The following is a 12,985-nucleotide window of genomic DNA, read 5'->3' as shown; positions in this document are numbered from 1 at the left end:
CTGTCCTTAGAGCGCGCGGCCGCCATCGACCTGGATGGTGTGTCCGGTCGAAAAGCCGAGCATGGTGGCGCAGGCGGTGATGGCGGCGGCGATGTCCTGCGCATTGCCGATGCGCTTGAGCGGGGTGGAGGCGCTGACCTTGTCGTTGAAGTCGGCGCCGCGCCCCGGCACGAACTCGGTATCCACCACGCCGGGCGAGACGGCGAGCACCCGCACCTCCGGCGCCAGCGCCCGGCCGAGGGCCTTGGTCATCACGTCGATGCCGGCCTTGGCCGCGCAATAGGCGATGGAGGAGCCCACGGCAGTGAAGGCGGCGATGGAGGAAATGTTCACCACCAGCCCGTCACCGGAGGCCTTCAGCAGCGGCGCGAAGGTGCGGATGGTGGCGAACTGGCCGCGCCAGTTCACTTGAAGCATGCGGTCAATCAGCTCGTCGGTGAGGGCGTCGAGATCGGCGTGGGGCACGGGCTTGGTGAAGCCGGCGGCATTCACCAGAATGTCGAGCCGGCCATAGCGCGCCGCGATGGCATCCCGCAGGGCGACGAGGGAGGGGGTATCCACCACATCGGCGATGAAGGCCGCATGGCCCTCGCCCAGCTCGGCGATGAGGGCGGCGGCAGCGGCCGTGTCCTTCTCGGCGGCGAGATGGCTGATGACCACCTTCGCGCCCGCCGCCTTCAGCATGCGGCTGGTCTCGGCACCGATGGCGCCGACGCCGCCCAGCACGAGGGCGACCTTGCCCTCCAGCGAGCGGGGATAGGAGGTGCTCCGGCCGACAGCGGCGGCGGGGGGAGCGGGGGAATGGTCGCGCGGCGACACTGCGTCGGTTCGCACCGGCGTCTCCTTCAAGGTTCGCGAAAAGGGGATGAGGGGCCGCCGCCTCAGCGGATCGGCGGGACCGGCAGCTTGGCTTCGCCCGGCTCCATGACGAATTCGTAGTCGAGCCGGTACCACGGCGCGCCGGCATCGGCGGCGGGGGGCGCGCCGCGGCCTTCGGCGAAGTCGCCCACCAGCGCGCGCGTGACACCGAACACCACGTCGCTGTCGAGATGGCCGTCGTCATCGACGAAGACCTGCGTGATGAGCGTCTTGTAGCCCGGCCGGTAGGCGAGGAAATGCAGGTGCGCCGGGCGGAACGGGTGGCGCTTCTGCGCCCTCAGCACATCGCCCGACGGGCCGTGGGTGGGCACCGGATAGCCCGCCGGCTTCACCGAGCGGAACCAGAAACGCCCCTCGTCATCGGTGCGGAACTTGCCGCGCAAATTCATGTCGGCCTGGTCGGGGTCCTGGTTCTCGTAGAGGCCCACGGGGGAGGCCTGCCACACGTCCACCTCCACGCCGGCGAGCGGGCGGCCGTCCGGATCGGTGACGCGGCAATGGGCGAACAGGGCCGGGCCGGGCGTCGGCGAGCGCAGGATGGAGCCGCCGTTGTCCGTCTGCGGCGAGTGCATCCGCCAGAACGGGCCGAGCAAGGCGGCGGCGGTCTCGGTGGCGCCGTTCTGGCCGTTGTTCAGCAGGCACACCAGCGTCGAGAAGCCGATGATGTCGGAGAACAGCACCGCCTCGTTGTGGCAGTCGTTGGTGGCCTGTCCGATGCGGTTGAGAAAGTCGAGGCCGAGTTCGAACTCGGCCTCGGTGAGGCGCACCTCCCGGGCGAAATCGTGCATGTGGCGCACGAAGGAAGCCATGACCTGCCTGAGCCGCAGGTCGGGGGCCTTGGACATGGCGTCGAGCACGACGTCGGTGAGCGTGGACGCATCCTCGATGATGTGGGAGCGCGGCTTCAGCTGCGCCTCCAGCATGTCCAGTCCGGCAACCATTGGCGTTCCTCCGCGCTTTGTCGCGTGCGCTTGTTGTGCGATCGATTGCACGATAATGCGCGAACGATTGCACAAGTCAAGCGGCGAATCGCGGCGGGCGGTGCGCGTCGTTAGATCGGGATCAGGCGGGGCGGGGGGAGCGGGGCTTTCGCGGCGCCTTGGCCTTCGCGTCCTCGGCCCCGGCGCGAGGCACCGCGGTGGAGGCGCGGGCGACGAGGCTGGCGGGCACCAAGGCGAGGGTGGGCGGCGTCTCCGGCTGCGCGATCTGGTCGAGCAGGATGGCGGCGGCGCGCGCGCCCATGGCCTCGTGCCCGATGCGCACGGTGGTGAGGGGCGGGGCCACCATATCCACCAGCGGCATGTCGTTGTGGCCGACGATGGAGAGGTCTTCGGGAATCCTCAGCCCGCGCCGCCCGGCCTCCTGATAGGCGCCGAGCGCGATGAGGTCGTTGCTGGCGGCAATCGCCGTAATATCCGGCCAGCGGTCCAGCAAATCGGCGGCGGCGATGCGCCCCGCCTCGCGATTGTAGGCGGTGGCGGTGGCGACCGCATCCGCGGGAAGGCCCGCCGCCGCCATGGCGCTCTCGAAACCGCGCCGGCGCAGCACGCCGGTGGAGAGCCGCTCCGGCCCCGCCAGATGCCCGATGCGGCGATGGCCGAGCCCGGCGAGATGGGCGACGGCGACCGCGATGCCGCCGGTGTCGTCGCTGACCACCGTGGAGGCGCGCAGGCCGTCCTCGCCGCGATTGACGAGCACGGTCGGCACGCCGGCCTTGAGGCAGAGCGAGACGGTGGCGTCATCGCGCTTGGCGGTGGCGAGCACGAGCCCGTCCACCCGCCGGGCGATAAGCTTCTCCACGATGTCCGCCTGCCCGGTCTCGTCCTCGCCGCTGTCGGCGACCATCATGGAATAGCCGCGCGCGGCCAGCGTCGCGCCGATGCCGCCGAGGATGGGCGCGAAGACGGGATTGGCGAGGTCCGGCACCACCACGCCGATGAGGCGGGAGCGGCCGGTGCGCAGCGAGGAGGCCACCGCATCCGGCCGATAGCCCTGCCGCCGCGCCTCCGCCTGCACCTTCTCCACCACATCCGCGGAGATGCGCCGGCTCTGTTCCGGATCGAGCGCCCGCGCGACGGTGGAGCGATGCACGCCCACGGCGTCCGCGACGGACTGGAGCGTCGCGCCCCGGGCGGCGGCAGGTGGCTTGCTGTCTTTCCTGGGCATGACTTGGTACGTGATCCGGCGATTCGCTCTGGCGGCTCACAGGATACAAGCTTCCCCGCTGCGCGCACGCGGCGCGCGCCGCCGCCGCGGCAAGATCACGCGTCTGCGCTTGCGGCCCGTCGGCAGGGGCCGGCCGCGACGATGGCCGCCGCCTTGGCACTCGCCGCGATGGCATCGGCGGCGGCGCGGCTCTTCATGCCACGGCAGAGGGTAAGGGCGCCGATCAGGAGCGAAAGCGCGGCCCACGCGCGCGACCGGCGGTCGTCGAGGCTGTCGCCGTCGAGGCCGTCGGCGAAGCGATCCGCAATGGTCGCCATCTTCTTTTCGTACAGCGCGTGGACCGGGGCACCGAAACGCACCACTTCCGGGGACAGGGTGGTCATCGCACAGCCGCAGGCGAGGTCGGCGCGATGGGGACGGCCGAGATAATAATCGGCGAAGGCCGCGACCCAGATGGCGCCGTGCGCCTCCTGGAATTTGGGGAGATTGGCGATGACTTCGTCGAGGCCCAGCTCCAGTGCGATGACGAACGCCTGGTCCTTCGATCCGAGATGGGCATAGAAGGCGCCCGACGTGACGCCGGCGTCCCTGGCGATGGCATCCACGCCGACCCCCGCAAAGCCGCGGCTGCGGAAGCCCCGGCTCGCCGCCTCGACGATCCGCTGGCGGGTTGCCTGCTTGCGGTCCGCGCTGTCCATCCCATCCCCTCCCGCACGCCGCCTGTATACGTCATCTTGACGATATAACGATCGTTATGTACGTTTCAAATAACGATCGTTATATCACGGTCGTGATTGAGGCGGACTGTCCGCCCCGGAGCTAGCCATGCCGATCACGCTGACGCTCACCGAAGGCGTCCTGCCGCAGGCCAGGGTGAAGGAGGCGGTCGCCCTCATCACCGCGTCCTTCCTTCGCCACCACGGCCTTTCGGGCCACGGCCTCATGGCCCCCAACGTCACAACCCATGTGAACATCCTGCCCCAGGGCGCGACCTTCGCCGGGGGCGAGGAAGTGGAGGGCGCCTGGGTGGAGACCAAGACGCCGTCCTTCGCGCTGGCGGACCGCGCCGTTCAGGCCGCCTTCTTCGGCGAGGCGACGCAGATCCTGCACGACCTGTCCGGCGGCCGGCTGCCGAAGGAGAGGGTGTGGTCCAACGGCGTTCACGCCGTCGATGGCACCTGGAACTTGGGCGGCAAGGCGATGACCAACGCCGAGATCGGCGCCGCGCTCTCCGGCGCCGGCTGAGGCGCCGGGCGCACCCGTTCAATCGTGCCGGAAGGCCCGCATCAGCTGGTCTTCCACCGGTTTCACCAGATAGGCAAGGGCGGTGCGGCTGCCGGTGCGGATGAAGGCTTCCACCGGCATGCCCGGCACCAGACCCTTGCCGAGCTTCGCCCGCTCGCCCGGCTTGAGGGCGATCCGCACCAGATAATACGGCTGGCCGCCCTGGGGCACGTGGGAGAGGTCGGGCGACACGCGCACCACCACGCCGTCCACCTGCGGGGTGGTGGCGCTGTCGAAGGCGGAGAAGCGCAGGGCCACGTCCTGCCCCGCCTTGAGGCGGTCGATCATCTGCGGCTCGACGCGCGCCTCCACCACGAAGGCGTCGTGCTCCGGCACGATCAGCATGATCTGCTCGCCGGCGGCGATCACGCCCCCCACCGTATGCGCCGTGCTCTCGTGAACGATGCCGGCCGCGGGGGCGCGCACGTCCAGCCGCTGGAGCTGGTCGAGGGCGGCGATGCGCCGCTCCACGAGATCGGCGATCTTCGCCTCGGTGTCCCGCAGGTCGGTCGCCACCTCGCGCCGCTGGTCCTGGCCGAGCTGGAGGATCTGCAGCTCCGTCTCAGCGATGCGGCCGCGGGCGCGGGCGACCTCGGCGGTGAACTGGCCCGCCTCGCCCGAAAGCCGCGCCGCCTCGCGCTCCAGGCCCGTCAGGCGCGAGAGGGCGACGAGATTGGCCTGATAGAGGGTGCGGACGCCTTCCAGCTCCAGCCGGATGATGCGGCTCTGCTCCTGCTTGGAGGCGATCTGCGCCTCGAGGCCTTCGATCTCCTGCCGGGTCTGGGCGATGCGCTCGCGCAACTGGGAGGTCTGGCCCTCCATGGCGGCGCGGCGGGAGCGGAACAGGGCGGTCTCGCCGGCGAGGTCCGCGGCGATCTCGGCCGCCACCGCCGGATCGTCCGGATGGGCCAGCGCGGCCGGCGGATCGAGCGTGTCGCGGCCGTCGCGCTCGGCTTCGAGCCGCGCCTTGCGGGCGCGCAGCTGGCTGAGCTGGTTGTCCACCATGGCGAGGCTGGCGCGGGCGGTGGTCTCGTCCAGCCGCAGCAGGACGTCGCCCGCCTTCACCGCATCTCCGTCCGTGACGCGGATTTCGGCGACGATGCCGCCGGTGGGGTGCTGGACGCGCCGCACGCTGCTTTCCACCACCACCTGTCCGGGCGCGATGACGGCACCGGAGAGGGGCACGGTGGTGGCCCAGACGCCGGCCGTGCCGAGCAGCACGCCGAGGGTGCACAGGCCGGCAAGGCCGGCCTTCCTGATATCGCGGTGGGGGTCGATGCGCGTCATGGCCTCACCCCCGCTCGGCGACGATGCGCGGCTTGGGCGCGCCGTCGTCGCCACCGGGCGCGCGCGCCGCCAGCGCCTTCTTCAGCACCTCGTCGCGGGGGCCGAACGCCTGCATCCGGCCTTCGGCGAGGACGAGCACCAGATCCGCGGTGGCGAGCGCCGCGGGCCGGTGGGCGATGACCACGCAGATGCCGCCGCGCGCCTTCACCCCGCGGATCGCCTCCGCCAGCGCTGCCTCGCCTTCCGTGTCCAGACTGGCATTGGGCTCGTCGAGCACCACGAGGAACGGGTCGCCGTACAGCGCGCGGGCGAGGGCGAGGCGCTGGCGCTGCCCGCCGGAGAGGATGCTGCCGCTCTCGCCGATGCGGGTGGCGAAGCCCTGCGGCAGGCGCAGGATCATGTCATAGGCGCCGGCCGCGCGGGCGGCGGCGCGTACCGTCTCCTCGGTGGCGGCGGGATCGAAGCGGGAGATCGTCTCGGCCACGGTGCCGTCGAACAGCTCCACGTCCTGCGGCAGGTAGCCGAGCATGGCGCCGCGCGCCTCCTCCGGCCACTGGTCGAGGGTGGCGCCGTCCAGCCGCAGTTCGCCCCGCGCCGCCGGCCACACGCCCACCATCACCCGCGCCAGCGACGACTTGCCGGAGGCGGACGGCCCCACCACGCCGAGCACCTGCCCGGCCTCCAGGGAAAAGCTCACCTGGGACAGGATGGCGGTGGTCGCGCCGGGCGCGGCCACCGTGATCTGGTCCAGCCTCAGGCGCTGGCGCGCGGTGTCCGGCGTGACGGCGAGCGCGGCCGGGTGCGGCGTGCCCAGGGCCGCCCGCAGCCGCTGCCAGGCCTGCCGCGCGGCGAGGAACGGGCGCCAGGAGGAAATGGCCAGCTCCACCGGCGCGAGCGCCCGGCTGGCGATGACGGAGGAGGCGATCATGACGCCGGAGGAGGCCTGCCCCTCGATGACCAGCCATGCGCCCGCTCCGAGCATCCCGGACTGGAGCATGAAGCGCAGCACCTTGGAGATGGCGCCGAGCCCGCCGGAGACATCCGCCGCCCGCTGCTGGGCGGTCACGGCGGCATCGCCGTGCCCGTCGAGGCGGGCGATGAGCCGGCTGGTCAGGCCGAGGGCGGCCACCACCTCGCCGTTGCGCCGCGCCTGTTCCAGCAAGGCGCCGCGGGCGGCACCGGCGCGCCCTGCCTCGTCCACCCGGCGCCGCGTGCCCGCCTCCGTGAGGAGCGTGAGGCCCACCAGCAGCGAGGCGCCGGCCACGAGGATGACGCCCAGCACGGGGTGCAGCAGGAAGCACGCGCCCACGTAAAGCGGGATCCAGGGCAGGTCGAACAGGGCCATGGGTCCGACGCCGGAGAGGAAGGTGCGCACCGCATCGAGGTCGCGCGCCAGCCGCATGGTGCCCTCGCCGCCGCCCCGCGCGGCCTGGCGCAGGATGACGCGGGCCACCTCACCCGACAGGGACTGGTCCAGCGCCACGCCGATGCGTCCGAGGATGCGCTGGCGCAGGGCATCGAACAGCCCCTGCACCGCATAGACGATGGCGACGGCAAGGGTCAGCGCCACCAGCGTCGGGATGCTGCGCGACGGCAGCACCCGGTCGTAGACCTGCAGCATGTAGAAGGAGCCGGCGAGCATCAGCACGTTGACCGCCGCCGAGAACAGCGCCACCGCAAGGAACGCCCTGCGGCAGGAGGCGAGCGCGCGCGACGGCAGGTCCGCCTCGGCGGCGGAGGCCGTGGGCCGCGTGCTGTGCCGGCCGGATGCGCTGCTGGCGGGGCTGGTCGGTTGCAAGATGGCGCCCTGATCGCGCTCCGCCCCCTGACGGGCGGAGCCTGCCTCTTCCTTTAGGCCGCAAGCCCGGCGAAGGCTATTCGCCCGCCGGGGCGGCCGGCGCGGTCACCCCTCAGACGAGGGAATGGCCGCTGTCGTGCGGGGTATGCAGCACATCCCACAGATGGGCGGCGATGGCCTGCGCCCCGTCCGTCAACGGGTGCGCGGCCGCCGTGCTGGTCGCGTGGCTGGAAACCTCGCTCCACAGGGTGTGGAGGAGATCGACGACGGCGGGCTCCAGATGGGTCGCAAGCAGCGCCGCATCCCCGCCGCCCGCGTGGGGAGCCGTGCCGCCGGCGCTTCCCGCGGACCCGTGCGCGGCCTCCAGCGCCGCGATGCGCTGTTCCAGCCCGTCAAACAGCCCGGGCAGCACCTCGCCCGCCCCGGAGAGGCTGGCTGCCACCGTGGCCCACAGATCGCTGCCCGACGTGGGGGCGGACGCGGTGTCCGGCGCGAGGGCGAAGCTCGCGACCATGGGGGCGACGCCGCCGTCGCCCGTGCCGGTGAGGGTGACGGTGACGTTCTGGGTGACGGTGCCGCCGTGATGGTCGTCTAGCGTCAGGGCGAAGGTCTCCACCTTCGTCTCGCCGGCCGCCAGCGGCTCCACCTTGGTCTCGTCCACCACATAGGACCAAACCACGGCGCCGGTGCCGTTCATGTCGCTCACCACCTTGGCGGACAGCGTGCCCAGCGCCCCGTCCGGCGCGGCGACGCTCACCGCATGGGTGTCCTTCGCATCCGCATCGGCGAAATAGAAAGTGCCGGCCGCATTCAGCGTCTTGCGCGCCGCGTCCTCGGTGAGGATGGCGCTGGTGACGGACGTGGTGGGGATCGGCGCCATGAAGAGATCGGAGGCGCCATTCGTGTCGTTGGCGACGAGATTGGTCGCGTCGGAGGTGAAGATGACGTGCGCGCCATCGGGCGTGAAGACGGGGTCGCGACTGGCGCCATTGGCCTCGGGCGCAATCCGGGTGATCGCCCCCGTCTGAAGGTCGGCCACGAAGATGTTCGAGAGGCCGTTGGTGTTTCCGGGTAGCGTTGATTCGGAAGAAGAGAAGACGATCTTGGTGCCGTCGGCCGAAAACGAGAAGGCGTTGCCTACGCCTCCGTCACTCGGCAGGATGCCGCCCGGCGAGCTCACGCAGGTGATTTCACCCGTCTGAAGATCCTTTATAAAGAGGTGTGATCCCACTGGCTCGCCGCCGTTTATGACGGAGTTTTCATTGGAGACGAATGCAATCTTGGTGCCGTCCGGCGAGAAGACGGGCTGCGTGACTTGGTCCACCGCAGACACGTAGGTTACGGCTCCGGTCGTCAGGTCTTTTGTATAAATGCAAAAACTTGCGAATGCGGCATCGGGTCCGGACGCACTACCGATAGCCACGAAAGCAATGCTCTTGCCATCTGGGGAGAATGCCGGGTTGTAGCCAGGCGTAGGGTTGGTCGCGCTGATTGGTACTGGGGTTGTTTCTCCGGTGGTGAGGTCCCTCATAAAAAGGCCGCGAAAACTGTAGTCACCAACTAGATTATTGGCAGTCGAAGAAAATACAACTTTGGTCCCGTCGGGCGATATTGCGGTATAAAAGCTTTCGCCGTTTGCTTCAGCCCCAAAAGAGCTGGTTGAGGCCCGCACCGTCGCTCCAGTATCTACATTCTTGACAAAAATATCCCCAGTCGAATTGGTGTCATTCGGAACGAGGTTCGGTAGGAAGGAGGCGAATGCCACCTCGTGGCCGTCTTGCGAAATGGAGATGCTGCTCGAGCTGTATTGGTAGTTTTGTGCGCCAGAGCCATTGATGGCGAAGGGCGTCAATGTTCCGGTTGAAAGATCCTTTATATAGATGTCAGAAGTGAAGGCATCTGGTCTGGAAATGAAGACGACTTCTGTGCCGTTGCCGGAAATGGCCGCGTTTGTGCTGGCAGCATGCATCTGCGCGCCGGCGGCGTCGATTGACAAAAGTGCAATGCCTCCGGTGAGATTCGACGCCACAATCGTCGGCGCCTGGTTCTCGAACGCGAGTGTCACGTGCGCGCTGACCGCGCTCTTCTCCGCATCGGTCACGGTAAAGGTCACGTCATGGGACGAGGCGGTCGGAGTGTTGGTCGTCGAGCGATAGGACACCTGATCCATCAGCGCGCTCATCTGCGCGTCGGAAACGGCAATGTTCGACTTGAAGGTGAACGCGAGATCGTGGCCCGAGGCGCCGTTGGCGGAAACGGTGCCCACCTGCTTGCCATCCAGCATCAGCTTGGTGCCGGAGACGGTGAACGGGCCGCTGGCGAGATAGAGCTGGTCCGTGGCGGTCGCGCCGTCCATATGGACGGTCAGCTTGCCGCCCTTGAAGCCCGTTCCATCAGGGTTTGCCACATGGGCGTCGCCGTCGATGACGACGCCACCGGTGGCCTTGGCCGGCGTGTGAGACGAAGCCGGCCCCAGGTTGGAGAACACCGGCGCATCGTTCTCCGCTTTCACCTTCAGCTGCATGGTCGCGGAGATCGAGCTGTGCTCGGCGTCGACGGCGGTGAAGGTCACCGCGTGGGCGGCGGCGGAGGGGGTATTGCTGGGGTTGGAATAGGCGATGGCGCGGGCGAGGGCCGTGGCGGCGTCATCGCCCACCGGCTGGTCGAAGCTGACCGTGATGGTGGAGCCGGAGACGGTCTCCGTGCCGATCCGGACGCCGTTGTAGAAGACGGAGGTGGTGCCGGCATCCGTCTTCAGCGTGATGCCGCCCACCTCGGCGATGGAGAGATGGTCGTCCACCCCCGCATTCGCCAGCTTCACGGTGAGGCTGCCGCCCTGGAAGCCGGTGCCGTCCGGGTTCTTGAGGGTGACGTTGGAATCCAGCACCACCGGGCCGGCGTTCACGGTGTTTTCCGCAAGCGTCTTCGACCGGTCGAGCCCGCCAAAAGCGGGCGCCTTCGTCTTCGTGGCCATTTTGTGCAACTTCCCTGACAGTCACACAAGCAGGAGTAGCCTTGGCGGCCGCCGGGGTCTACCTCCCGCCGCAGGCGGCAGGGGCAATTATTGTATTGCGCCGCCGAAAGTTCTGCGCATGACCTTGCGTAATATGACGCAAGGGAATGTTGTCGGCCCGAATGACTTCCGAGGCTGCTGCGGCGCAGAAGCGGCCGTCCGCCGTCATGCCCGGTGCGCGTGCCCCGAGGCATGATCCAGCGAACGGGCGGTCGCCTCACATGTTGGGATAGTTGGGCCCGCCGCCGCCTTCCGGCGCCGTCCAGGTGATGTTCTGGTTGGGGTCCTTGATGTCGCACGTCTTGCAGTGGACGCAGTTCTGCGCGTTGATCTGGAAGCGCGGCGCGTCCGCCCCCTCCTCGATCCATTCATAGACGCCGGCGGGGCAATAGCGGTTGGAGGGGCCGGCATAGACGTCGTGCTCCGACGCCTTCTGCAGGGCCATGTCCTTCACCACCAGATGCACCTGCTGGTTCTCCTCGTGGTTGGTGTTCGAGAGGAACACCGAGGAGAGCTTGTCGAAGGTCAGCACGCCGTCCGGGCGGGGATACTGGATCTTCTTGCAGTCCTTCGCTGGCTTCAAGGACGCCGCGTCGGTCTTGCCGTGCTTCAGTGTGCCGAACAGCGAGAAGCCGAACGTGTTGGTCCACATGTCCAGCGCGCCCAGCGGGATGCCGAGGAAGGTGCCGAACTTGGACCACAGCGGCTTCATGTTGCGGACCTTCTTCAGGTCCGCGCCGATGGCGGACGAGCGCCAGGTCGCCTCGTAGCTGGAAAGCTCGTCGTGGCTGCGTTCGGCGGAAAGGGCGTCGAGCAGGTGGTCGGCGGCCAGCATGCCGGAGAGCACCGCATTGTGGCTGCCCTTGATGCGCGGCACGTTCACGAAGCCCGCCGCGCAGCCCACCAGCACGCCGCCGGGGAAGGACAGCTTCGGCACGCTCTGGTACCCGCCCTCGGTGATGGCGCGGGCGCCGTAGGAGATGCGCTTGGCGCCCTCGAACGTGTCGCGGAACATGGGGTGGGTCTTGAAGCGCTGGAACTCATCGAAGGGCGAGAGCCAGGGGTTCTGGTAGTTGAGGTGGACCACGAAACCCACCACCACCTGCTCGTCGTCGATGTGATAGAGGAAGGCGCCGCCGCCGGTCTTGGAATCGAGCGGCCAGCCGAAGGCGTGCTGCACGAGGCCGGGCTTGTGCTTCTCCGGCTTCACCTTCCACAGTTCCTTCAGGCCGATGCCGAACTTGGGCACGTCGCGGCCCGCGCCGAGGTCGTACTTGGCGATGATCTGCTTGGTGAGGTGCCCGCGCGCGCCCTCGGCGAACACGGTGTAGCGGCCGCGCAATTCCATGCCGCGGGTGAATTCGGCCTTCTGCGCGCCGGTCTTGTCCACGCCCATGTCGCCGGTGGCGATGCCGATGACCGCGCCCTTCTCGTCATAGAGGATCTCGTCGGCGGCAAAGCCGGGATAGATTTCCACGCCCAGCGCCTCGGCCTTCTGGGCGAGGAAGCGGCAGACATTGCCCAGCGAGCCGACGTAATTGCCGTGATTGTTCATCAGCGGCGGCATGGCGAAATTGGGCAGCTTCACGCCGCCGGCCGGGCCGAGCAGGTAGAAATGATCGTCGGTGACCTGAACCGTGAGGGGCGCATCCGCCTCCTCCCGCCAGCCGGGGATGAGGGCATCGAGGCCCACCGGATCGACGACGGCGCCGGAGAGGATGTGGGCGCCGACCTCGGAGCCCTTCTCCACCACCACGACGGACACGTCGGACCCGCGCTCGGCCGCCTGCTGCTTCAGGCGGATGGCGGTGGCAAGTCCCGCGGGACCGGCGCCGACCACCACCACGTCATAATCCATGCCCTCGCGCTCAGGCAGTTCCGCCGCGCTCATCCTTCGGCTCCCGTCTGTCAATCCCGTTGATTGGACTTTTTCCACGACACGTCGGCAAAGACAACCGCACACTCTCGTCTAGGGCAACATCTTTCCCTATGCGGGAATTTAATTCCGCGGGACTGAAAATGGTGAACCCATCCGTCCGGGGAGAAGGTGCGGCTTTCCGCGGTGTGGCTCTTGCACCCCTTACCGGCGCCGCCGTTCCCGCCTAGGTTCGGGCCGCACCCTCTCAAGGAGGCCGCCCATGAGCATTGCCGAGATGAGCCCCGAAGATGTTCGCGCCTTCGCCAACCGCCTCATGGACGAGGTGTGGCGGCCGTTCGACCACACGGCGCTGGAGCGCTTCTATCATCCCGACGTGGTGGGCCATTACCGCGCGCGGACGCTGGCGCTCGCCGACATCGCCAACCGGCTGCAGTGGGACGTGCAGAATTTCGGCAACCCGGTCTATGACATCCGCGACATCGTGGCCGAGGCGGACCGCTTCGCCATCCGCTTCCTTTATTCCTGCACGATGATCGGGACGGGGGAGACGTTCGCCACCGAGGTGATCTATTTCTACCACCTGCGCGACGGGCGGATTGCCGAATTCTGGCTCTTGTCCGGCATCGATTTCGACTACAAGCAGCGCCCCGCCTGAGCGTTCCTCTGCTAGAAGGAGCGG

General features: G+C 68.7%; 10 protein-coding genes. 2 read left to right on the top strand and 8 right to left on the bottom strand.

Annotation, left to right across the window (positions count from 1 at the left end; genetic code table 11):
- Positions 1-6: 6 nt before the first annotated feature.
- The 4 genes from ACT54R_RS21160 to ACT54R_RS21145 form a co-directional block, all read right to left on the bottom strand.
- Complete coding sequence (locus tag ACT54R_RS21160) at positions 7-834, bottom strand: SDR family NAD(P)-dependent oxidoreductase (protein ID WP_476329633.1); 828 nt, start codon at positions 832-834, stop codon at positions 7-9.
- Between the two features lie 47 nt (positions 835-881).
- The gene (locus tag ACT54R_RS21155; protein WP_476330116.1) at positions 882-1,802 is read right to left on the bottom strand and encodes a dioxygenase family protein; all 921 of its coding nucleotides are present in this window, start codon (positions 1,800-1,802) and stop codon (positions 882-884) included.
- 139 nt (positions 1,803-1,941) lie between these two features.
- The gene (locus ACT54R_RS21150) at positions 1,942-3,045 is read right to left on the bottom strand and encodes a LacI family DNA-binding transcriptional regulator (RefSeq protein WP_476329630.1); all 1,104 of its coding nucleotides are present in this window, start codon (positions 3,043-3,045) and stop codon (positions 1,942-1,944) included.
- 95 nt (positions 3,046-3,140) lie between these two features.
- Entirely contained in the window at positions 3,141-3,743 is a 603-nt protein-coding gene (locus ACT54R_RS21145; RefSeq protein WP_476329626.1) for a TetR/AcrR family transcriptional regulator, read from the bottom strand.
- 127 nt (positions 3,744-3,870) lie between these two features.
- Here ACT54R_RS21145 and ACT54R_RS21140 point away from each other — a divergent pair, with 127 nt between their 5' ends.
- Positions 3,871-4,290 carry a 4-oxalocrotonate tautomerase gene (locus ACT54R_RS21140; protein WP_476329623.1) on the top strand — a complete coding sequence of 140 codons (420 nt, stop codon included), beginning with the start codon at positions 3,871-3,873 and terminating at the stop codon, positions 4,288-4,290.
- Positions 4,291-4,308: 18 nt separating this feature from the next.
- Here ACT54R_RS21140 and ACT54R_RS21135 read toward each other — a convergent pair whose 3' ends face one another.
- From ACT54R_RS21135 to ACT54R_RS21120, 4 genes are all read right to left on the bottom strand, one after another.
- Positions 4,309-5,616: an HlyD family type I secretion periplasmic adaptor subunit gene (locus ACT54R_RS21135; RefSeq protein WP_476329620.1), complete on the bottom strand. Its 1,308-nt coding sequence runs from the start codon at positions 5,614-5,616 to the stop codon at positions 4,309-4,311.
- 4 nt (positions 5,617-5,620) lie between these two features.
- Positions 5,621-7,414, bottom strand: a complete 1,794-nt coding sequence (locus ACT54R_RS21130) for a type I secretion system permease/ATPase (protein ID WP_476329617.1) — start codon at positions 7,412-7,414, stop codon at positions 5,621-5,623.
- A 112-nt stretch (positions 7,415-7,526) separates the two neighbouring features.
- Positions 7,527-10,388: a TolB family protein gene (locus ACT54R_RS21125; protein ID WP_476329614.1), complete on the bottom strand. Its 2,862-nt coding sequence runs from the start codon at positions 10,386-10,388 to the stop codon at positions 7,527-7,529.
- Positions 10,389-10,644: 256 nt separating this feature from the next.
- Entirely contained in the window at positions 10,645-12,318 is a 1,674-nt protein-coding gene (locus ACT54R_RS21120; protein ID WP_476329611.1) for an electron transfer flavoprotein-ubiquinone oxidoreductase, read from the bottom strand.
- Positions 12,319-12,565: 247 nt separating this feature from the next.
- On the opposite strand from ACT54R_RS21120, the gene ACT54R_RS21115 reads away from it, so the two are divergent.
- Positions 12,566-12,961, top strand: coding sequence for an ester cyclase (locus tag ACT54R_RS21115; protein WP_476329608.1), 396 nt, complete (start codon positions 12,566-12,568; stop codon positions 12,959-12,961).
- The last annotated feature ends 24 nt before the right edge of the window (positions 12,962-12,985 follow it).

Source organism: Xanthobacter sp. DMC47 (assembly GCF_056313845.1).
Note: the sequence above shows the minus strand (reverse complement) of the source record. Positions and strands in the feature narration are given on the sequence as shown.

Excerpts from the sequence above, each read along its gene's own strand:
- ACT54R_RS21155 (WP_476330116.1), bottom strand. The coding sequence starts at position 1,802 with ATGCTGGAGGCGCAGCTGAAGCCGCGCTCCCACATCATCGAGGATGCG.
- ACT54R_RS21150 (WP_476329630.1), bottom strand. The coding sequence starts at position 3,045 with ATGCCCAGGAAAGACAGCAAGCCACCTGCCGCCGCCCGGGGCGCGACG.
- ACT54R_RS21145 (WP_476329626.1), bottom strand. The coding sequence starts at position 3,743 with ATGGACAGCGCGGACCGCAAGCAGGCAACCCGCCAGCGGATCGTCGAG.
- ACT54R_RS21140 (WP_476329623.1), top strand. The coding sequence starts at position 3,871 with ATGCCGATCACGCTGACGCTCACCGAAGGCGTCCTGCCGCAGGCCAGG.
- ACT54R_RS21135 (WP_476329620.1), bottom strand. The coding sequence starts at position 5,616 with ATGACGCGCATCGACCCCCACCGCGATATCAGGAAGGCCGGCCTTGCC.
- ACT54R_RS21125 (WP_476329614.1), bottom strand. The coding sequence starts at position 10,388 with ATGGCCACGAAGACGAAGGCGCCCGCTTTTGGCGGGCTCGACCGGTCG.
- ACT54R_RS21120 (WP_476329611.1), bottom strand. The coding sequence starts at position 12,318 with ATGAGCGCGGCGGAACTGCCTGAGCGCGAGGGCATGGATTATGACGTG.
- ACT54R_RS21115 (WP_476329608.1), top strand. The coding sequence starts at position 12,566 with ATGAGCATTGCCGAGATGAGCCCCGAAGATGTTCGCGCCTTCGCCAAC.